Annotated in this window: 15 protein-coding genes; 10 read left to right on the plus strand and 5 right to left on the minus strand. The window is 63.7% G+C overall.

The features are described 5' to 3' along the window. Window positions 1–8: 8 nt before the first annotated feature. The 5 genes from mexE to MKK04_RS14430 all read left to right on the plus strand — a co-directional run bounded on the left by mexE (window position 9) and on the right by MKK04_RS14430 (window position 8,900). Window positions 9–1,250 carry a multidrug efflux RND transporter periplasmic adaptor subunit MexE gene (mexE, locus tag MKK04_RS14410; RefSeq protein WP_046614310.1) on the plus strand — a complete coding sequence of 414 codons (1,242 nt, stop codon included), beginning with the start codon at window positions 9–11 and terminating at the stop codon, window positions 1,248–1,250. A gap of 12 nt (window positions 1,251–1,262) precedes the next feature. Further along, on the plus strand, window positions 1,263–4,442 hold the full coding sequence (locus tag MKK04_RS14415; RefSeq protein WP_207832575.1) for an efflux RND transporter permease subunit: 3,180 nt from the start codon (window positions 1,263–1,265) through the stop codon (window positions 4,440–4,442). After that, window positions 4,439–5,854, plus strand: coding sequence for an efflux transporter outer membrane subunit (locus MKK04_RS14420; protein ID WP_241105597.1), 1,416 nt, complete (start codon window positions 4,439–4,441; stop codon window positions 5,852–5,854). Before MKK04_RS14415 ends, MKK04_RS14420 begins: the two co-directional genes overlap by 4 nt. A gap of 276 nt (window positions 5,855–6,130) precedes the next feature. Then, window positions 6,131–7,186: a tetratricopeptide repeat protein gene (locus tag MKK04_RS14425; RefSeq protein ID WP_207832573.1), complete on the plus strand. Its 1,056-nt coding sequence runs from the start codon at window positions 6,131–6,133 to the stop codon at window positions 7,184–7,186. Window positions 7,187–7,265: 79 nt separating this feature from the next. Next, entirely contained in the window at window positions 7,266–8,900 is a 1,635-nt protein-coding gene (locus MKK04_RS14430) for a response regulator (protein ID WP_241105598.1), read from the plus strand. Window positions 8,901–8,906: 6 nt separating this feature from the next. On the opposite strand, the gene MKK04_RS14435 is transcribed toward MKK04_RS14430, so the two are convergent. Next, window positions 8,907–10,976 carry a hybrid sensor histidine kinase/response regulator gene (locus tag MKK04_RS14435; protein WP_207832571.1) on the minus strand — a complete coding sequence of 690 codons (2,070 nt, stop codon included), beginning with the start codon at window positions 10,974–10,976 and terminating at the stop codon, window positions 8,907–8,909. A gap of 171 nt (window positions 10,977–11,147) precedes the next feature. Here MKK04_RS14435 and MKK04_RS14440 point away from each other — a divergent pair, with 171 nt between their 5' ends. Then, the gene (locus MKK04_RS14440) at window positions 11,148–11,834 is read left to right on the plus strand and encodes a type 1 glutamine amidotransferase domain-containing protein (RefSeq protein WP_241105599.1); all 687 of its coding nucleotides are present in this window, start codon (window positions 11,148–11,150) and stop codon (window positions 11,832–11,834) included. A gap of 133 nt (window positions 11,835–11,967) precedes the next feature. After that, the gene (locus tag MKK04_RS14445; RefSeq protein WP_207832569.1) at window positions 11,968–12,774 is read left to right on the plus strand and encodes a CSS-motif domain-containing protein; all 807 of its coding nucleotides are present in this window, start codon (window positions 11,968–11,970) and stop codon (window positions 12,772–12,774) included. A gap of 22 nt (window positions 12,775–12,796) precedes the next feature. Here MKK04_RS14445 and hppD read toward each other — a convergent pair whose 3' ends face one another. Next, window positions 12,797–13,873, minus strand: coding sequence for a 4-hydroxyphenylpyruvate dioxygenase (gene hppD / locus MKK04_RS14450; protein WP_025339331.1), 1,077 nt, complete (start codon window positions 13,871–13,873; stop codon window positions 12,797–12,799). A gap of 298 nt (window positions 13,874–14,171) precedes the next feature. Between hppD and MKK04_RS14455 the strand changes: the two genes are divergently transcribed. Together MKK04_RS14455 and rarD are read left to right on the plus strand one after the other, a co-directional pair. After that, window positions 14,172–15,758: an EAL domain-containing protein gene (locus MKK04_RS14455; RefSeq protein WP_207832567.1), complete on the plus strand. Its 1,587-nt coding sequence runs from the start codon at window positions 14,172–14,174 to the stop codon at window positions 15,756–15,758. Window positions 15,759–15,790: 32 nt separating this feature from the next. Then, window positions 15,791–16,678, plus strand: coding sequence for an EamA family transporter RarD (rarD, locus tag MKK04_RS14460; protein ID WP_207832565.1), 888 nt, complete (start codon window positions 15,791–15,793; stop codon window positions 16,676–16,678). Here the strand turns inward: rarD and MKK04_RS14465 are convergent. Further along, the gene (locus MKK04_RS14465) at window positions 16,641–18,212 is read right to left on the minus strand and encodes a TerC family protein (protein WP_233687666.1); all 1,572 of its coding nucleotides are present in this window, start codon (window positions 18,210–18,212) and stop codon (window positions 16,641–16,643) included. The two genes, rarD and MKK04_RS14465, sit on opposite strands and share 38 nt — an antisense overlap. A 490-nt stretch (window positions 18,213–18,702) precedes the next feature. Between MKK04_RS14465 and MKK04_RS14470 the strand changes: the two genes are divergently transcribed. Further along, window positions 18,703–19,284, plus strand: a complete 582-nt coding sequence (locus tag MKK04_RS14470) for a LysE family translocator (RefSeq protein ID WP_063914233.1) — start codon at window positions 18,703–18,705, stop codon at window positions 19,282–19,284. 125 nt (window positions 19,285–19,409) lie between these two features. Here MKK04_RS14470 and MKK04_RS14475 read toward each other — a convergent pair whose 3' ends face one another. Continuing rightward, on the minus strand, window positions 19,410–20,192 hold the full coding sequence (locus MKK04_RS14475) for a helix-turn-helix transcriptional regulator (protein ID WP_063914234.1): 783 nt from the start codon (window positions 20,190–20,192) through the stop codon (window positions 19,410–19,412). A gap of 44 nt (window positions 20,193–20,236) precedes the next feature. Then, a complete protein-coding gene (locus tag MKK04_RS14480; protein WP_207832561.1) occupies window positions 20,237–21,355 on the minus strand; it encodes a glycosyltransferase family 61 protein in 1,119 nt (372 codons plus the stop codon). Between the last annotated feature and the right edge of the window lie 5 nt (window positions 21,356–21,360).

Below are 21,360 nucleotides of genomic sequence, written 5' to 3' on the forward strand. Positions count from 1 at the left end.
AGTTCTCCATGGAACAATCACTCAAACCCTTGCGCTTCCCCCTCGCTGCCCTGGCAGTGGTGGTGATCAGCGCTTGCGGTCGAACCCCCGACGCGGTGCAGGCTCCCGCCGCGCCGAAGGTCAGTGTGGCCAAGGTGATCGAGCAACCGATCAACGAATGGGATGAGTTCACCGGCCGCCTCGAAGCCCCGGAAACCGTCGAGGTGCGGCCACGGGTCTCCGGCCAGATCGACCTGGTAGCCTTCACTGAAGGCGCCCAGGTCAAGAAAGGCGACCTGCTGTTCCAGATCGACCCACGCCCGTTCCAGGCAGAGGTCCGCCGCCTCGAAGCCCAACTGCAGCAGGCCAAGGCCACCGCCATCCGCAGCGCCAACGAAGCCCGCCGTGGCGAACGCCTGCGTGACAGCAACGCCATTTCCGCAGAACTGGCCGAATCGCGTAGCAGCGCCGCCGCCGAAGCCCGCGCCGGGGTCGACGCGATCCAGGCCCAGCTCGACCTGGCACGCCTGAACCTCAGCTTCACCCGCGTTACCGCCCCCATCAGCGGCCGTGTCAGCCGCGCACAGTTCACCGCCGGCAACATCGTTACCGCCGATGTCACCCCGCTGACCAGCGTGGTTTCCACCGACAAGGTCTACGCCTACTTCGACGCCGACGAGCGCGTGTACCTCAAGTACACCCAGCTGGCCCGCGAAGGCCAGCGTGGCCAGAGCACCCCGGTGTACCTGGGCCTGACCAACGAAACCGGCAACCCGCACCTGGGCCAGATGAACTTCGTCGACAACCAGGTCAACCCGCGCACCGGCACCATCCGTGGCCGTGCGGTGTTCGACAACAGCGACGGCCAGTTCACCCCGGGCCTGTACGCACGCCTGAAACTGGTGGGCAGCGCCCAGTACCAGGCCGTACTGATCAACGACGAAGCCGTAGGCACCGACCTTGGCAAGAAGTTCGTGCTGGTCATGGACAAGGACAACAAGGCCGCCTACCGCGCCGTGGAGCTGGGGCCGAAGCTGGAAGGCCTGCGCATCGTGCGCAGCGGCCTGGGCAAGGACGACCGCATTGTGGTCAAGGGCCTGCAGCGCGTGCGCCCTGGCTCACCGGTCACCCCGGAAGAGACACCGATGGCCAGCGAACAGACCCTCGCCGCCCTCGCCCAGCAGCGCCAGGCCCTGGAGGCCAGCAACCCGGCGCCGAAGGTGGCGGGCAACAACGTGAAAGTCGCCAGCGCCCAGGCGCCACGCGGTTAAGGGACCACACCGATGAACTTCTCGAAATTCTTCATTACCCGGCCGATCTTCGCCGCGGTGCTGTCGCTGGTGCTGCTGATCGCGGGTTCGATCTCGCTGTTCCAGCTGCCGATCAGCGAATACCCCGAAGTGGTGCCGCCCACCGTGGTGGTGCGCGCCAACTTCCCCGGCGCCAACCCCAAGGTCATCGGCGAAACCGTCGCCGCGCCGCTGGAACAGGCCATCACCGGTGTGGAGAACATGTTGTACATGTCCTCCCAGTCCACCGCTGACGGCAAGCTGACCCTGACCATCACCTTCGCCCTGGGTACCGACCTGGACAACGCCCAGGTGCAGGTACAGAACCGCGTCACCCGGACCCAGCCCAAGCTGCCCGAGGAAGTGACCCGCATCGGTATCACCGTCGACAAGGCCTCGCCCGACCTGACCATGGTCGTGCACCTGACCTCGCCGGACAACCGCTACGACATGCTCTATCTGTCCAACTACGCCATCCTCAACATCAAGGACGAGCTGGCGCGCCTGGGCGGCGTGGGTGATGTGCAGTTGTTCGGCATGGGCGACTACTCGCTGCGTGTATGGCTGGACCCGAACAAGACCGCTTCGCGCAACCTCACCGCCAGTGATGTGGTAGCTGCCATCCGCGAGCAGAACCGCCAGGTGGCGGCTGGCCAGCTGGGCGCCCCGCCCGCCCCGGGCTCGACCAGCTTCCAGCTGTCGATCAACACCCAGGGCCGCCTGGTCAATGAGGAAGAGTTCGAGAACATCATCATCCGCGCCGGTGCCGATGGCGAAATCACCCGCCTGAAGGACATCGCTCGGGTCGAGCTAGGCTCCAGCCAGTACGCCCTGCGTTCGCTGCTGAACAACCAGCCGGCAGTGGCCATTCCGATCTTCCAGCGCCCAGGCTCCAACGCCATCGAGATCTCCGACGAAGTACGGGCGAAAATGGCCGAGCTGAAGAAGGACTTCCCCGAGGGCATGGACTACAGCATCGTCTATGACCCGACCGTGTTCGTCCGTGGCTCCATCGAGGCCGTGGTGCACACCCTGTTCGAAGCGCTGGTGCTGGTGGTGCTGGTGGTCATCCTGTTCCTGCAGACCTGGCGCGCCTCGATCATCCCGCTGATGGCCGTACCGGTATCGCTGATCGGTACCTTTGCCGTGATGCACCTGTTCGGCTTCTCGCTCAACGCGCTGTCATTGTTCGGCCTGGTCCTGGCCATCGGTATCGTGGTGGACGACGCGATCGTCGTGGTGGAAAACGTCGAGCGCAACATCGGCCTGGGCCTGAAACCGCTGGAAGCCACGCAAAAGGCCATGGGCGAAGTAACCGGGCCGATCATCGCCACCGCCCTGGTGCTGTGCGCCGTGTTCGTGCCTGCTGCGTTCATTTCCGGCCTGACCGGGCAGTTCTACAAGCAGTTCGCCCTGACCATCGCCATTTCCACGGTCATCTCGGCGTTCAACTCCCTGACCCTGTCGCCAGCCCTGGCTGCCGTACTGTTGAAGGACCACCACGCGCCGAAAGACCGTTTCTCGCGGTTCCTGGAAAAACTGCTGGGCAGCTGGCTGTTCGCCCCGTTCAACCGCTTCTTCGACCGCGCCTCCAACCGTTACGTCGGTGGCGTGCGCCGGGTCATCCGCTCCAGCGGCATCGCCCTGTTCGTGTATGCCGGCCTGATGGGCCTGACCTACCTGGGCTTCTCGTCCACCCCGACCGGTTTCGTACCGGCCCAGGACAAGCAGTACCTAGTGGCGTTCGCCCAGCTGCCTGACGCGGCCAGCCTCGACCGCACCGAAGCGGTGATCAAGCGCATGAGCGAAATCGCCCTGAAGCAGCCTGGTGTGGCCGACTCGGTAGCCTTCCCTGGCCTGTCGATCAACGGTTTCACCAACAGCCCCAACAGCGGCATCGTGTTCACCCCGCTCAAGCCGTTCGACGAGCGCAAGGACCCGAGCCAGTCGGCGGCGGCCATCGCAGCTGCACTGAATGCCCAGTTCGCCGACATCCAGGACGCCTACATCGCGATCTTCCCGCCCCCGCCGGTACAAGGCCTGGGCACCATCGGCGGCTTCCGCCTGCAGATCGAAGACCGCGGCAACCTGGGCTACGAAGCGCTGTACAAGGAAACCCAGAACATCATCGCCAAGAGCCACAACGTGCCGGAGCTGGCGGGCCTGTTCACCAGCTACCAGGTCAACGTGCCGCAGGTCGATGCCGCCATCGACCGGGAAAAGGCCAAGACCCATGGCGTGGCGATCACCGACATCTTCGACACCCTGCAGGTCTACCTGGGCTCGCTGTACACCAACGACTTCAACCGCTTTGGCCGCACCTACCAGGTCAACGTCCAGGCCGAGCAGCAGTTCCGCCTCGATGCCGAGCAGATCGGCCAGCTGAAGGTGCGCAACAACCTTGGCGAGATGATCCCGCTGGCGACCTTCCTCAAGGTCAGCGACACCTCCGGGCCGGACCGGGTAATGCACTACAACGGCTTCATCACCGCCGAGATCAACGGCGCCGCGGCACCGGGCTACAGCTCCGGCCAGGCGGAAGCTGCAATCGAGAAGCTGCTGAAAGAGGAACTGCCCAACGGCATGACCTTCGAGTGGACCGACCTGACCTACCAGCAGATCCTCTCGGGCAACACCGCGCTGTTCGTGTTCCCGCTGTGCGTGCTGCTGGCCTTCCTGGTGCTTGCTGCCCAGTACGAAAGCTGGAGCCTGCCGCTGGCGGTGATCCTGATCGTGCCGATGACCCTGCTGTCGGCCATCACCGGGGTGATCGTGTCGGGTGGTGACAACAACATCTTCACCCAGATCGGCCTGATCGTACTGGTAGGCCTGGCGTGCAAGAACGCCATCCTGATCGTCGAGTTCGCCAAGGACGAACAGGCCAAGGGGCTCGACCCGCTGGCTGCGGTACTGGAAGCCTGCCGCCTGCGCCTGCGGCCGATCCTGATGACCTCGATCGCCTTCATCATGGGTGTGGTTCCGTTGGTGTTCAGCTCCGGCGCAGGCTCGGAAATGCGCCATGCCATGGGTGTGGCGGTGTTCTCGGGGATGATCGGCGTGACCGTGTTCGGCCTGTTCCTGACCCCGGTGTTCTTCTTCCTGATTCGCCGTTTCGTCGAGCGTCGCCAGGCCCGCAAGGCCGAACACGTTCAAGTGCTGGAGAACCATGCATGAACCTGCTCAAACCCTTGACCCCGAGCCTGCTGGCGTTGGCCCTGGCGGCCTGCGCGGTAGGCCCGGACTACCAGGCGCCGGCCACCGAGCCCGCGCAGCTGGCCAGCGATGTACAGGCCAAGGCCTACGACCGTAGCCGCTTCGAAAGCCTGTGGTGGAGGCAGTTCGACGACCCGGTGCTGAACCAGCTGGTGCAGGCTTCGCTGGACGGCAACCGGGACCTGCGCGTGGCCTTCGCCCGCCTGAAATCGGCCCGTTCGATCCGTGAAGACGCCGAGAACGATCAGTTCCCGGTGGTCACCAGCCGCGCCAGCAGCGACATCGGCAAGGGCCAGATCCCCGGCCAGACCACGCAACGGGTGAACAGCGAGCGCTACGACCTGGGCCTGGACATGGCCTGGGAGCTTGACCTGTTTGGCCGCATCCAGCGCCAGATCGAAGCCAGCGAAGCCCAGGAAGCGGTGGCAGCGGCCGACCTGCAGCAGTTGCAGGTCAGCCTGATCGCCGAGCTGGTCGATGCCTATGGCCAGCTGCGCGGCGCGCAGTTACGCGAGAAGATCGCCCTGGCCAACCTCAAGACCCAGCAAGAATCGCGGGCCATCACCGAAACCCTGCGCGATGCCGGCGTGGGCAACGATCTCGACGTGGTGCGTGCCGATGCGCGCCTGGCCGGTGTTGAAGCCACCGTACCGCAATTGCAGGCGGAACAGGCACGCGCGCGGCACCGCATCGCCACCCTGCTCGGTCAGCGCCCGGATGCACTTAGCGTCGACCTGTCGCCCAAAGCCCTGCCGGCGATTGCCAAGGCGCTGCCGGTGGGTGACCCGGGTGAACTGCTGCGGCGCCGCCCGGACATCCGCAGCGCCGAACGCCAGCTGGCAGCCGCCACCGCCAATGTTGGCGTGGCCACCGCCGACCTGTTCCCCCGTGTCAGCCTCAGCGGCTTCCTTGGCTTTACTGCCGCCCGCGGCTCGCAGATAGGCTCCTCGGCAGCCAATGCCTGGGCGCTGGGCCCAAGCATCACCTGGGCCGCCTTCGACCTGGGCAGCGTGCGCGCCCGCCTGCGCGGTGCCAAGGCCGATGCCGAAGGGGCGCTGGCCAACTATGAACAGCAGGTATTGCTGGCCCTGGAAGAATCGGCCAACGCCTTCAGCGATTACGACAAGACCCAGCAGCGGCTGTTGTCGTTGATGCGCCAGAGCGACGCCAGCCGCAAGGCGGCGGAACTGGCCTCGATTCGCTATCGCGAGGGCACGGTGGACTACCTGGTGCTGCTCGATGCCGAGCGTGAGCGGCTGAGCGCTGAAGATGCGCAAGCCCAGGGTGAGGTCGAGCTGTACCGCGGCATCGTCTCGATCTACAAGGCCCTGGGTGGCGGCTGGCAACCGGAGACTGTCGCCAGCGCGCACTGATACCCCCGTTTCAACGACTCCTTTGGTTGGCTCCTCCCCCAACCGTTTGCCCCGCAGGCCTTGGTCCGCGGGGCTTTTTTATGTTTTTGGAAGTGTGTTTCGGGGTGGGTGTTCGCCACAATATTTTCATTGCCTGTGAGACCGTGCGCCGCGCGGGCGGCGCTCGATTTATGCCCCACCGCAAAACCCGAGGCAGGCGCCACGCAACCCTCACTCGGTTGCATTTACCCCCCAGCTAGCCCAAGCTCTGCCCTTCCCGCCGCCACGGATCGTCCGATGCCCAGACGCAACCGCTACCTGATCGCCCTGCTGCTGTTGATCCTGGTATCGGCCCTGTTCGGCTACCTGTGGCGCGACGCCCCGTCAGCACCGCCAACCCTGCCTGCACACAGCTACGCCAAGGCCCTGCGTCAGGCCCATGACGGCCAGCCCGGTGCCGCCCGGGTGCTGTACCAACAGTTGCAACGCACCGACTTGCCCGCCATCCGCCGCGCGGCGCTGTACGCCGAGTTGCCCAACTACCCCTCGCCGCAGGCATTGAAACTCGCCCGTCAGGACCTGGAGCATGCCGACCCGCTGGTGCGCCGTGCTGCCATTGCCGGTATCCGTCGCCTGCTGCCGGCAGCGCAGCGCAGCCTGGTACTCGGCCCGCTGCTGGACGACGACGAGCAAAGCGTACGCTTTGCCGCGGTAGATGCCCTGCTCGGCCTTGCCCCCGATGACATAGGCCTGTATTTCGGCCCGCTACAGGTTGCCTTGGAGCAATACCAGCAGGCCCTGGAGCAACAACCCGAGGATGCCGACGCCCAGGTGCACCTGGCGCGCCTGTACCTGCACGAAAACGACTTCACCCAGGCCGCCAACGCCCTGCAACGAGCGCTGGCCGTCGCCCCCGGCAACCTCGACGCATTGGCTACCCAGGTACGCCTGCTTGAGCGCCAGGGTCATCACGACGCTTCGCGCCAGGTGCTGGGCAAAGCCTTGGCGCTGAGCCCCGATTCAGCCTTTCTGCAGTACGAACTGGGGCTCTGGCTGATTCGCCACGAACAGCGCGAATACGCCTTGCTGGCCCTGTCCCGTGCCGTCGAGCTGGACCCGGACAACACCGACTACCGCTATACACTGGCAGTCACCCTGCATGAACTGGAACAACTCGACGCCGCGCAAAAGCAACTGGAAACCGTGCTAAGCCGCCAGCCGGCCAATCGCCGGGCACGGGTGTTGCTGATCCAGTACTGGAAGGAAACCGGCCAGTTGCAGAACGTGCAGGTGCTACTGGCCGAGCTGGAGCGGCAGAACCCGGACGATCCCGTGCTGCAACAGGGCCTTTAGGCAACGCCCGAAATTTGTTGAACCCTGGGACTGCGCCCAAGGTCCAGTGGATATCAGACCACCTTGCAGGAGAATCGTTTTGGCCAGTTCGTTGGCGCTGGACGAACGCGTGTTGATCCTGGCGCCCCCGCCTTTAGCCGCGGATACTGCTCGCCTGCTCGCTTGCGCCGGCATCGACAGCCTGTGCGCGATCGACCTGGCCAACCTGCAAGCCTGCCTGGCCGAAGGCGCAGGCCTGGCGATCATTGACGAGCAAGTGTTCAACCAGGGCCCAAGCGCATTGCTGCAGGCATTCATCGACCAGCAACCGAGCTGGTCGGACCTGCCCATCGTGCTGCTCAGCCAGGGCAAGCAAGCGGCCATGGGCTCGACCAACCATCCGGTGGGCAACCTGGTACTGCTGGTTGCCCCGTTCGAAAACGCCCAACTGCTGCACATGGCCCAGTCAGCCCTGCGCAACCGGCGCCGGCAGTACCTGGCGCGCGACCAGTTGCTTGACCTGCAGCAACGCCTGGACGCCCAGACCGCGCCTGCGGGCGAAGACCACGAGCGCAGCGAGTTCGCCCGCCACCAGACACGCAAGATGGAAGCCATCGGCCAACTGGCCGGGGGGGTCGCCCATGACTTCAACAACCTGCTCACCAGCATTGGCGGCAGCTTCGAGCTGATCGACCGGCGCCTGCGCCAGGGCCGCAGCGATGGCCTGGACACCGTGCTGCGCATGGGCCGAGAGGCGGTGTCACGCGCCACCCACCTGACCCACCGCCTGCTGGCCTTCTCTTCCCGGCAATCGCTGCACAGCCAGCAGGTCGATCTGCACGGCCTGCTTCAGGCAAAGCGCCTGAAGGCCTGCCTGAGCCCGGCCGTGACCCTGCAGGTGCACATCACCAAGGGCCTGTGGTCTGTCGAAGCCGATGCCCAGCAGTTGCAGGAAGCCCTCGACAACGTGCTGCTCAATGCCTGCGAAGCCATGCCCAATGGCGGCCAGTTGCGCATCGAGGCCACTAACCAGCACATCGGCACCGGGCAATTTGCCGGTGGCGCCCTGTGCGCCGGTGACTATGTGCACCTGCGCATCATCGATGACGGCCAAGGCATGGCGCAAAGCACGCTGGAGCATGCCTTCGAGCCGTTCTTCAGCACCAAGGCGATTGGCCAGGGCATCGGCCTGGGCCTGTCGATGGTGTACGGCTTCAGCAAGCAGTCCCACGGCCATGTCACCTTGCACAGCCAGATCGGCCAAGGTACCCAGGTGGACCTGTACCTTCCACGCCACGCCGGCAAGGCCCAGCCACCGGGCAAACCCGTGCAACCCACGCAACCCGCACAGCCCGTGGAAGGTAGCCGGGGCCATCACGTGCTGGTGGTCGAGGACGACCCGCATGTCCGCCAATTGCTGTGCCAGGCCCTGCGCGAGGATGGCCTCGCCTGCCACAGTGCCGCCGACGCCAACGAGGGCCTGAAGGTGCTGCGCTCGACACAACCGGTGGATTTGCTGGTTAGCGATGTCGGCTTGCCCGGCATGAATGGCCGCCAGTTGGCCAAGATTGCCCGCAGCCTGCACCCCCGCTTGCCGGTGCTGTTCATTACCGGTTACGCGGAAACGGCAATGGCCCGCGAGGGCTTCCTGGAGGCGGGCATGCACCTGATTTGCAAGCCCTTCGAACTCAAGCAACTGCAGGCGCAGGTGACCCACATTCTGGGCAAGCCCTGAAACGTATTACGCCTCAAGCATGCGTAACGCCTGGTCGGCAAGGTCTGCCAGCGAGAACGGCTTGTTCATCAATGCCGTGCCCGGCTGTTCGAGCAACTGCGCTTCGATCGGCTGATCCGCGTAACCGGTGATGAACAGGATCTTCTGCTGCGGCAGCTGCATGCGCATGGCCTTGGCCACCTGGCGACCACTGAAACCACCCGGCAAGCCGATGTCGGTGATCACCAGATCGAACGGGCCGCCATGGCGGAAGCGCTCCAGCGCACTATTGGCGTCGCCCGCCTCAGTGACTTCGAAACCACGCTCGGTCAGGTACTCGCGCATCACCGCACGCAAACCGAGCTCGTCATCGACCAGCAACAGGCGTTCCCCCCCGGCCATGCGGTGCGAGCGCGGCGCCAGCGCGGGCGCCTCGGGTACCGGGTCATGCCACCTTGGAAAAAGCATGGAAACCTTGGTGCCCTGGTTTGGCGCCGACTCGATCCAGGCGTACCCCCCCGACTGGCCGACGAAGCCATACACCATCGACAAGCCAAGCCCTGAGCCACGCCCGATGGGCTTGGTGGTAAAGAACGGCTCAAAGGCCCTGGCAATGTCTACCGCCGACATGCCATGGCCATCATCCTCCACCTGCAAGGCAACGTAGTCGCCTGGCGGCAGGCCGTCCTCATCCGGAAAACACGTCTTCAACCGCTTGTTGACGGTACGCAGCGTGACATTGCCACGTTCCAGGCACGCTTCACGGGCATTGGCGCAAAGATTGATCAAGGCATTTTCAAGCTGGGAAACATCGAGGTTCACCGCCCACGGCGTAACATCCAGCTGCCAGTGCAAACGCATTTCGGCGCCCAGCGTACGCAGCAACAGGGGTTCGCTCAGCCGCAATTGCCGGTTGAAGTCCAGCGGTTTGGGAGCCAAAGGCTGATGACGAGAAAACGCCAGCAAGCGATGGGTCAGCTCCATGGCGCGCTGCACCGAGTCACGTGCCACCGCGACATAGGCCTCTACCCGCTCCAGTCGCCCTTCCTGCAGGCGCCGTTGCAGCAATTCGAGGCTGCCACCGATACCGGACAGCAAGTTGTTCATTTCATGGCCCACGCCGCCGGCCAACTGGCCAACCACCTCCAGGCGTTCGTTGTTGCGCATCAGGGCTTCGGATTGACGAGCAGCCTCTTCACGGTCCTCGGTGATGTCCCGGCCAACCGCAGTCAGCAGGGTGCCATCGAAGCGCGCGCTCCAGCGAAACCAGTGGTAATGGCCATCGCGATGACGCAGGCGGGTCTCCAACTGCTCGGTGTTGCTGTACTGCAGGAACCCGGACACGGCCACCTGTACTTCGGCGCGATCCGCCGGATGCACCAGTTCCAGTACCGGAACGTCCCGTACCTGCTCCTCGGCCCAACCCAGAATGCGGTACCAGGCGGGGTTAGCGGCATGCACCTTCAGCTCGGGAGTAACCGTCATCATCGCATCACGCGACAACTGCCAGAACTGCTCGCGCTCGGCCACATGCTGTTCGATCTGTCGCTCGAAGCCTTGCGCCTGCTCGCGCCAATGGTGGTAAGCCTCAATGCTCGCGGTGGTCTCGATCACCGTGTGCAGAAAGCCCGCCACGCTGCCCAGCTCATCACGAAGCGGCGCATAACCGAACGCACACCAAAACGGGTCCATGCCTTCGCCGCAGGCAATACGCAGTGGTGGGTCCTCGACAAAACTCGAGTGCCCTTCAAGCGCCTTGAATACCCAAGGCCCCATCGCCGGCCATACATCGCTCCACAGCGCATCGAAGGCCAGGCCCAATGCATCCAGGGCAACCGGCCGCAACGCCCGGTAGGCATCGTTGTGGACCACGCTAAGGTCCGGCCCCCAGACCACAGCACACGGGAACGGTGACAAGTGCATCATGTCGACGGCAATGCGCAACGATGCCGGCCAGCGCGGCAATGGCCCGAGCGATGTGCGCCCCCAGTCGAAGCGTGCAATCCGCTCGGCCATCATGTCCGGCGCCAACACAGGCGCTTGCAGGATAACCTGCGGCGCAGGCTCGCGCGGCGTACCGTTTGCGACCACTATCATGACTCCAGCAGGGTTCAGGAAAGCGCACGGGCGCGCCCGTGGATGCCGTTCACGTTAGCACAACACACGCCACGCAATAATGGCGTACTCGCACCTGACAGCTATGCTCATTAGGTTTTCCCTCGGGCCAGGGAGCAACGGCCCATTCAGGTTGCCGACGGGAGCGTGGTCATGAGCAAGAAAATGCTGGTGGTGCTGACCAATACAGCCAAGTATCCGACCCTCAAGCGGGCTACCGGGTTGTGGCTGGGGGAAGCCGTGCACTTTGTCGAAAAAGTCGAAAAGGCCGACTACACGGTCGATTATGTCAGCCCGCAGGGCGGCTACGTACCCGTTGACCCGCACAGCCTGCAAATGGCCCCTGACCTGGACTGGCAATGGTATGACGACAAGCGCTTCATGAGCCGCCTGGGCAACACCTTGAGCCCTGGCCAGGTGAAAGCCGAAGAATACAGCGTCATCTACTACACCGGCGGGCACGGGGTAATGTATGACTTTGCCGACAATCAGCCGCTGCAAGAGCTGGCACGCCGGGTCTACGAGAACAAGGGCATTGTCGCTGCGGTCTGCCATGGTGTTGTCGGCCTGCTGAACATCAAGCTCAGCGATAACAGCCTGTTGCTGAAGGACCGTCAGGTGACCGGTTTCTCCAATACCGAGGAAAAGCTGGTGGAACTGGACAAGGTGGTCCCTTTCCTGACGGAAAACGAGCTGGGCGCCCGCGGCGGTAACTACAGCAAGCATGATGACCCGTGGCAGCCGTATGTGGTTGCCGATGGTCGGCTGATCACCGGGCAGAACCCTGCCTCCACAGAATTGCTGGCCGAGAAAGTGCTCGCGAAACTCAAGGGCCGCTAGCGGCCTACGCCGGGCTTTCGGATTTCCCATAACGCGCACTGCACCCGGCCTACAGCCGGCCGGTCATTGAATACATAGGCTCAGGGTTCAACTGTTCACCACGAACAGTTTCGGACCGGAGAGCAATTGGCCTATGTCGAAAATCATGCACGCCGGGCGCAGCTTGCTGGAACTGCTGCTGCTCATCGCCTTGGGCCTGGTGCCCGTGGTTTCAGGGTTGCTGGTGATGGTATTCCAGCTGGAAACGAAACTCGCGGAAAACGCGAACATTTCGGTCCAGGAGGCAGTTTTCAGTGTTGATCAAGCGCTGGACCGCATGCACGAAACCGCTCTTCAGGCCCTGCCCCTTGCGGGCAAACCTTGCAATGACGTCATCGGCACGTTGCGGGACCAGGTGGCCAGCCGCTCCATGGTGCGTTCGCTGTCCCTGCTCAAGGACGACCAGGCCTACTGCAGCACCACCTCGGATTCACTGGCTGAGTTGTCGGCCTTTGCCCTGTCCGGCCGCCAGGTCGAACTGGCCTACGGCCCAGGGTCAGTGGCCAATAAATTGCTGGTCAACTTTTACCTGGGTGGCAAGGACAACGGTGTCATAGTGACCGCCTATGCCATGCAACTGCGCAACGAGCTGGACGCTTTTCAGGATGGCTTGACGCTGCTGCTGGCGTTTGGCGACCGGTACATCTGGAGCCACGGAGACAGCCGCGACAGGCAACGTCCCTCTCAGTCCGAGTTCACTGCAAGCGCGCATTCGGCCAAATATGGATATCAGGTCAAGGGTGGCTACGCCCAAGGCTATACCGCTCGGGAAGCCCGCCAGTCGATGCTGCAAATCATGCCTTCGCTGATGCTGGTGGGGATCGTGACAGGCTCGATTGTCTATCTGACCCTGTTCAGGGCGCGGGTCAACCGGCGTGGTACCGCCGCCAACCATGCATGACGGCGGCGGTACTCCAAGGGGATCAGTCGGTGCTCAGCACACCACGGCGCACCTGGTCGCGCTCGATGGACTCGAACAGGGCCTTGAAGTTGCCCTCGCCAAAGCCGTCATCACCCTTGCGCTGGATGAACTCGAAGAACACCGGGCCGAGCAGTGTTTCTGAGAAGATCTGCAGCAGCAGGCGCTTGTCGTCAGGCTGCGAGGCGCCATCAAGGAGAATGCCGCGCGCTTTCAGCTGGTCTACCGGCTCGCCGTGACCTGGCAGGCGCTCTTCGAGCATCTCGTAGTAGGTTTGCGGCGGTGCAGTCATGAAGCGCATGCCGAAGCCCTTGAGGGCGTCCCAGGTCTTGAGCAGGTCATCGGTCAGGAAGGCGACGTGCTGGATACCTTCGCCGTTGAACTGCATCAGGAACTCTTCGATCTGCCCGGAGCCCTTGGACGACTCTTCGTTCAGCGGGATGCGGATCATGCCATCCGGTGCGGTCATGGCGCGCGAAGTCAGGCCGGTGTACTCACCCTTGATGTCGAAGTAGCGGATTTCACGGAAGTTGAACAGCTTCTCGTAGAAGCCCGCCCAGTACGACATGCGCCCGCGATAAACGTTGTGGGTGAGGTGGTCGATGATCTTCAGGCCGGCACCCACCGGGTTGCGGTCCACACCCTCGATGAACTTGAAGTCGATGTCATAGATCGAGCTGCCTTCCTCGAAACGGTCGATCAGGTACAGCGGCGCACCGCCGATGCCCTTGATCGCCGGCAGGCGCAGCTCCATCGGGCCGGTTTCGATTTCCACCGGCTGGGCGCCCAGTTCCAGGGCGCGGGCATAGGCCTCATGGGCGTTGCGCACGCGGAACGCCATGCCGCATACCGACGGGCCGTGTTCGGCGGCGAAGTACGAGGCGATGCTCTTGGGTTCGTTGTTCAGGATCAGGTTGATGTCGCCCTGGCGATACAGGTGCACATCCTTGGAACGGTGGGTAGCCACCTTGGTGAAGCCCAGCATCTGGAATACCGGCTCGAGTACGCCAGGGGTCGGCGAAGCCAGTTCGATGAATTCGAAGCCCATCAGGCCCATTGGATTGTCGAAGATATCAGCCATGTTCGTGTCCTCATCTGCAGCGAAAATTATTGATTGCGTGGGATGTGGGACGTAAATGGTGGTGAGCACGGGATACCCCGCACGCTGCGGGCGAGGAAGTCACCTATTATCAGCTTGAACCCATGGTATGTCATGTGGACCCATTCTCGGCGGGCTTGATCCTTCGGTATCGAAGGACCTTATTGTTGTATTCGTAAATCGATTCTACATTGCGTAAAATGGTTTGTCGCGTTTTAGTTGCTCATGGGTTCCGACAAGCGGCTATCCTCTCGTAATCCTTTCTACAGATCAGGTCAGCATGCCCCTTACCGTCAAACGCCGCGCCGGCCTCGGCTGGCGCACCCTGTTGCCCTGGGTCGTCGGCGTGCTGCCGGTGGCGTGCGGCCTGGCCGTGATGAACTGGCAGATCGAGCGCGAAATGCAGGCCAGCAGCCAGGCCACCGCCCGCCAGGTGGTGGAGCACGTCGAGCGCATTCTCGACAACCTGTCCAGCGCTGCCAATGCCCTGCTGCCGCTTGTCGACAGCCCGTGCGACGAGGCTCAGCTCATGCTGCGCGCCCAGGTCACGCGCAACGCCTTCGTGCGCTCGACCAACCTGTTCCGGCACAACGCCCTTTATTGCACCTCGCTGTTCGGCGCATTCGACGAGCCGGTCAACCCCGGCGACTACGTCGACGGCAAGCTGTGGCTGATGGACGGCAACTCGGTCACCCCTGGCCACCCGCTGCTGGTTTATCGGGCCAGCGACGGCGACCGCGGCGCGATCAGTACGGTGGATGGCGAACACCTGCTGACGGCACTGCGCCTGATCGGCCCCGATGAAGTCCTGCAGATCCGCGTGGGTGATGCCTGGATGGGCAAGGATGGCATCGTGCACAAAGGTGTGCCACCTGCGGCAGCCAGCGCAAATGTGCTGCTGGGCTCGACACGCTACCCGTTCAGCGTGCATGGCGGTTATGGCGCCGACCAGCAGGGGCTGCTGTGGCGCAGCCATTACCCTGCCCTGTTCGGCTTGCTGCTGGTACTGGGTGCGGTGGCCGCCCTGGTGTGCCGCTGGCAGGTTCGTCGCGCCACCTCCCCGCGCGCCGAACTGCAACGGGCCCTGGAAGCCGACGAGTTCCTGCCGTATTTCCAGCCGGTGGTGCGCAAGGGTGATTACCGCTGGGCCGGCGCCGAAGTACTGATGCGCTGGAACCACCCGCGCGAAGGACTGGTACGCCCCGACCTGTTCATCCCCTATGCCGAACACAGTGGCCAGATCGTCGCCATGACCCGTGCGCTGATGATGCACACCGCGCAGAACCTTGCACCCTATGCCGGGCTGCTGGAAGACGGTTTCCATATCGGCATCAACATCACTGCCGACCACTGCCGCGACTTCAGCCTGCTGGACGACTGCCGCACGTTCCTCCAGCACTTCCCGCCAGGCCGGGTGGTGCTCACCCTGGAGCTGACCGAGCGCAAGCTGATCGAGGCCACACCGGTGGCCCTGGAACTGTTCGAGAAGCTCAACGCCATGGGTGTGAAGATCGCCCTGGACGATTTCGGCACCGGTCAGTCAAGCCTCAACTACCTGCGCCAGTTCAAGGTCGACTACCTGAAGATCGACCAGAGCTTCGTTGCCATGATCGGTGCCGACGCACTGTCGGTACACATCCTCGAGACCATCATCGAGCTGTCGGCCAAGCTGGGCCTGGGCATCGTTGCCGAAGGCGTGGAAACCGAAGCACAGCGCGATTACCTGGCCCGTCACGAGGTGGACTTCCAGCAGGGCTACCTGTTCGCCAGGCCCATGCCGGCTGCCCAGTTCCTCGAGGCGCTGGCGGCACGCCCGGCTGCATCGCGGTTGCCGCAAGCCGCGCCCCCTGAGATCATGCGCGGCTGATCCACCCGCTCAATTCCCTATTCGAGGCATTCGTGTCAAAAGGCATTCTCTCGTCGGTCATGGCGTCCTGTCTGTTCGCCGTGATGTACTTCTATACCTCTCTGCTCACGCCGCTCGATGGCGAGGAGATCTTTGGCTGGCGCACCCTGTTGACGCTGCCCTGCCTGACCCTGTTCATGCTTGTCTCGAAAGACTGGAAACGGGTGGGCGAACTGCTCGCTCGGGCAAGACGCACGCCGCTGCTGTTGCTGGGCATGGTCGGCACATCGTGGCTGATGGGCGTGCAGCTATGGCTGTTCCTCTGGGCCCCCCTGCACGGGCGCAGCCTGGAAGTGTCGATGGGCTACTTCCTGCTGCCGCTGGCCATGGTCCTGACCGGGCGGCTGGTGTATGGCGAGCGCCTGTCACGCCTGCAGAAGGTGGCCGTGGCCTGCGCTGCGCTGGGCGTGGGCCACGAGCTGTACCAGCATGGCAGTTTCGCCTGGGAAACCCTGGTGGTGACGATCGGTTACCCGATCTACTTCGTGTTGCGCAAGCGCTGCCGCACCGAGCACCTGGGTGGCCTGTGGTGCGACATGTGCCTGCTGTTGCCCTGGGCGTTGTACTTCGTGATCCAAGGCCCGCTTTCTCCTGCCGATCTGCAGGCACACCCCGGGTTGTATGCGTTGATCCCGATCCTCGGGGCGATCAGTGCATCGGCCCTGATCGCCTACGTGCTGGCCAGCCGCTTGCTGCCGTTCAGCCTGTTCGGCCTGCTCAGCTACGTCGAACCGGTGCTACTGGTCGGCGTGGCGCTGCTGCTGGGCGAAACCATCGGCCCGGACCAGTGGCTGACCTACCTGCCGATCTGGGCCGCGGTGCTGGTGCTGGTGATCGAAGGTTTCAAACACCTGCTGCGTCAACGCCGCCGTTCGGTGTAAGCCGAACCTGGCGCACTCGCCGCTCCTCGACCGCTTCCACGGTCAGCGTCCAGCCATTCCAGGCCAGGCGGTCACCGACCATTGGCAGGCGGTCGAGCAGGCTCATCACCAGCCCCGCGAGGGTCTGGTAGTCCTCGGTGGCGCGGGCGCTGAAGCCGGTACGCGCTTGTACCTGGCTCAGGTTCAACGCACCGCTGACCACAAAACCTTCACCTTCCGGGACGATACCCGGGCCTTCGACCTCGCTGGCATCCGGCAGCTCACCGGCAATCGATTCGAGAATGTCGGTCATCGTCAGCAGGCCGGTGAAGTCACCGAACTCGTTGACGACGAAGGCGATGTGCGTCGACTGGGCTCGCATCTGCTCAAGGGCGTTGAGGATACTGAAGCTCTCCAGCAGGTTCAGCGGTACCCGCGCCATGCCCTCCAGGTCGGGCTGGCTGCCTGACAGCAGTTCCTTGAGCAGTTCCTTCTTGTGCACGAAGCCCAGTGGCTCGTCCACGCGGCCATCGCGGATCAACGGCAGGCGCGAGTACGGCGAATGGGCCAGGGCCTGGGCAACGGCGTCGGCCGGCTGCGCCAGATCGATCACATCGACCTCGGCGCGGGCGGTCATCACTGTGCGGATCGGCCGCTCGGCCAGGTTCAGCACGCCACTGATCATTACCCGTTCGCGGCGGTCGAACAACACCTGCTCCTCACCACCTTCGACCAGGTCGGCGATTTCCTCGCCCACCTCGTCAGCCTCGACCCGGCGGCCACCCAGCAGGCGCAGCACCGCATGCGCGGTGCGCTCACGCAGTGGTCGGTGCTGCTGCAGGCTGCGCTTGCGGCGGGCACGGGCCAGCTGGTTGAACAGCTCGATCAGGATCGAGAAGCCGATGGCCGCATACAGGTAACCTTTGGGGATATGGAAGCCCAGGCCTTCGGCGGTCAGGCTGAAGCCGATCATCATCAGGAAGCCCAGGCACAGCATGATCACCGTGGGGTGGGCGTTGACGAAGCGGGTCAGCGGCTTGCTGGCAACGATCATGATGCCGATCGAGAAGATTACCGCGATCATCATCACCGACAACTGCTCGACCATGCCCACCGCGGTGATCACCGCGTCCAGCGAGAACACCGCATCGAGCACCACGATCTGCGCGACAATCGGCCAGAACGCAGCGTGGCGCACCACACCGCTGGCCTGGGCGACGTGGCCTTCCAGGCGTTCATGCAGCTCCATGGTGGCCTTGAACAGCAGGAAAACACCACCGAACAGCATGATCAGGTCACGGCCCGAGAAGCTCTTGTCGAACACCTCGAACAACGGCGCGGTCAGGGTGACCATCCACGAGATACTGGCCAACAGGCCCAGGCGCATGATCAACGCCAGGCTCAGGCCAATGACCCGCGCGCGGTCGCGCTGGTGCGGCGGCAGCTTGTCGGCAAGAATGGCGATGAACACCAGATTGTCGATACCCAGCACCAGCTCGAGGACGATCAGCGTCAACAGGCCCAGCCAGGCCGTGGGGTCGGCTAGCCATTCCATTAGCGGGTACTCACGAGGGCAGCGTCACGTGGACGGGAGAAGGAAGGCCGTAAAGGCCGGGGACTGGGGGGCTCCGCGAAGGTGCTCATATAGACCTTGATAGCAAATAGGAAGAATGATCCTACAAGCGCTGCAGCATTCCCTGATAGCGCAAAACTATTACAAAACCTGTAACAACATCTCGGAGCCACGCTCTCATAGAACTGCACATAACTCATTGAATTAGCAGGGACCCTGTGGGAGCGGCTTTAGCCGCGAACACCGGCGCAGCCGGTGCCATGCACCGCGTTGGATTCTTCGCGGCTAAAGCCGCTCCCACAGAGTACGAGGATCGCTTGCGAATTCAGTTATCTGTGCGACAGCGCAGCCCAAAGGGCTGGGCAATCTCCCACAGGGAAATGCATTGGTCCGGAGTGGGTACTTTTCTTCAATACCACAGGCTGCCGATACCCGAGCATGGAGGCCCCCCTCAACCACACGGATCACCCTCATGAGCCTGTCCCTGTCCATGGCCGCTTTCGCACTGGCGGCCTCGATCTCCCCCGGCCCGGTCAACATCGTCGCGCTGGGCAGCGGTGCCCGCCATGGCCTGCGTGCCAGCCTTGCGCATGTGGCCGGTGCCACGCTGGGCTTCTGCCTGCTGCTGGTGCTGGTCGGGCTTGGCCTGCATCAACTGCTGCTGCGCTGGCCTTTGCTGGGCCTGCTGTTGCACTGGGGCGGCGTGGCGTTCCTGCTGTACATGGCATGGAAGCTGGCCAGCGACGACGGGCAGCTCGGCAGCGCACATCCCACCCAGGCCCCTTCGGCCTGGCACGGCGCGGCGATGCAATGGCTCAACCCCAAGGCATGGCTGGCAGCGGTGGCCGGGGTGGGTGCCTACACCGGCGGTGAGCAGCAGTTGCTGTGGCTGTTTACCTGGATCTACGGGCCGATCTGCTTCATTTCGGTGGCCAGCTGGGCGTGGGCCGGAAGCGTGGTTCGTCAGTACCTGGGCAACCCACGGCACATGCGCCTGCTGAATCGGGGCTTGGCGGCCTTGCTGGTGGGCAGCGCGGTTTACCTGGTCATTTAAGGCTGGCTGCACACCGGCCTGTCGCTGGCAAGCCAGCCCCCCCGGCCGCGCTGCCCTCAAGACCTGTGCAGTACCTGTGGGAGCTGGCTTGCCGGCGATCGGGCCATGACGGCCAACAGGGCAATTCAACCGAATGCGTTGCGGTAATGCCCCGGCGTCGCCGCCAGGTGCTGTTTGAAGGCCCGCTGCAGGTGCGCCTGGTCGGCAAACCCGGCCTCATGTGCAACCTCGGCAATTGCCCGGCCCAGGCGCAGTTGCGCCCTGGCCAGTTGCACGCGCTGATCGAGCAGGTAGCCATGCGGCGTCAGCCCGAAGCGTTGGCGGAACGCACGAATCAGGTACGAGCGCGACAGGCCGCAGGCCGCGCAGATGTCGTCCAGGCTCAGCGGATCGCTACGGTGGGCACGTATGAACGCTGCCGCCGCGTCCAGCCGCGGGTTGCCCTCGTCGTTCACGCCAACATTACCGTCAAGCAAATCCGGCAGTGCGCCAAACAGCGCCGCCAGGCGGGCTTCCCGGTCTGGCACGCTGGCGTCGAACAGGTCGGCAAAGGCCTGCAACAGGCACCGGTACAACGCCGGCGAGCTACTCCAGGTCTGGGCCGGCAAGGCAAACCCCAGCGCCTGCAACCAAGGCATATCGACAAACAACATCAGGTAGGACCACGGCTCCCCGGCGATGGGGTTGCAGGCATGCACCACACCTGGGTTCATCAGCACCGTGGTACCGGCCTCCACCTTGATACGCTGGTCACCGTTGAGGTAGGTGCTGTGCCCACCCGTGATCACCCCGATGGAAAAGCTCTCATGGGAATGCGCGGCGTAGCACACCTGCCGCCCGTCCCCTACCCGCCGGGCTTCGACGAAGGGCAGCGCCGGGTCGCGCCAGAACCGTGATACCTCGATCATCCCTCACCCCGCTCGCAGCTGCCATGCGCCCGGATACTACACGCTTATCGCGGAAACAGGTCCAACGTCCGCTCCACTTCGCCAATATCGATCGTGAAACCATCGCCTTCGGGTATCCCGACCACAAAGCCGAAATGCTGGAGGTCACGGTCCGTCAGGTACTTGTAGTAGCTGACAAACCGGTTTGGCGGCTGCAAGGTCAGCAGGCAACCGCCGGCCTGCAATACATTCACCCCATGCACCAGCTGGCTACCCTCTACACCAATGACCACCCGTGCCCCGGCGCAGGCCGCGACGATACTTGGTACATCGGTCTTCAGCGGGTCGACGATGCGAAAGCCGCGGGTGGCGCGCAAGTGCTCGGCCAACGCCAGCTCATTGCGCAACAGGCGCAGGTCACCATCGCCACCACGCAGCAGAAACACCCCAGGGTGTGGGGCATACAGCACATGCGACAGCAACTTGTCGCCCATGGCCCGGTAGCGGGAATGCCGACTGCGGTTGTTGGCCAGGTCATCGAACAACACCAGCTCGCGGAAAAACGCACTGCGCAGGCGCAGCGGGTTCATCTCCAGCCAGTCTTCATAGGCCGGCGCCTGGGTAAACAGCGGGAATCTGGCCGAGGGCGCGGTGGTTACCGGTATACCTTCGTTACAGGCCAGCGCATAGGTCGGGCAATCCTCCATCAACCAGGTACCGAACCACGTATTGCCATTTTGCGTGCAATAGATGGCCGCACGGTCGATTTCATTGTCCACCATGATGGTCGGCAGGAGGCCCGGCTTCAGCGACAGCCAGTGGCTGGCGTTGCCCTTGTACAAGGCCCCGTCGACCAGCCACACCTCCTTGATCAGGTAACCGCGGGTTGGCCCTTGCAGCGTGCTGATACCGCCCTCCATGGTGCGTGCAGGGTGCACGTAGGGATAGAAACGCTTGCCTTCCCAGCCCGTCACCCGCTCCAGTTGGCCTGGCAGGTAAAAGGCCGGGGGCGAGACCGTGACTTCACCAGGGGCAATGTCCCAGCTCTTGGCCGCGATGCTCTTGAGGTCGATGGTGCTGTTCCCGCCCAGCCGTTTGCGCGCCATATAACGGTAGGCGGCCAAGGTCCAGGTGTGCTGCCTGTCTGCGGGCGCTGGACTGAACTGCGAGATGTCGCTTCCCATGAAGC

Source organism: Pseudomonas sp. LS.1a, assembly GCF_022533585.1.
In the GTDB taxonomy this organism is placed as follows: Bacteria; Pseudomonadota; Gammaproteobacteria; order Pseudomonadales; family Pseudomonadaceae; genus Aquipseudomonas.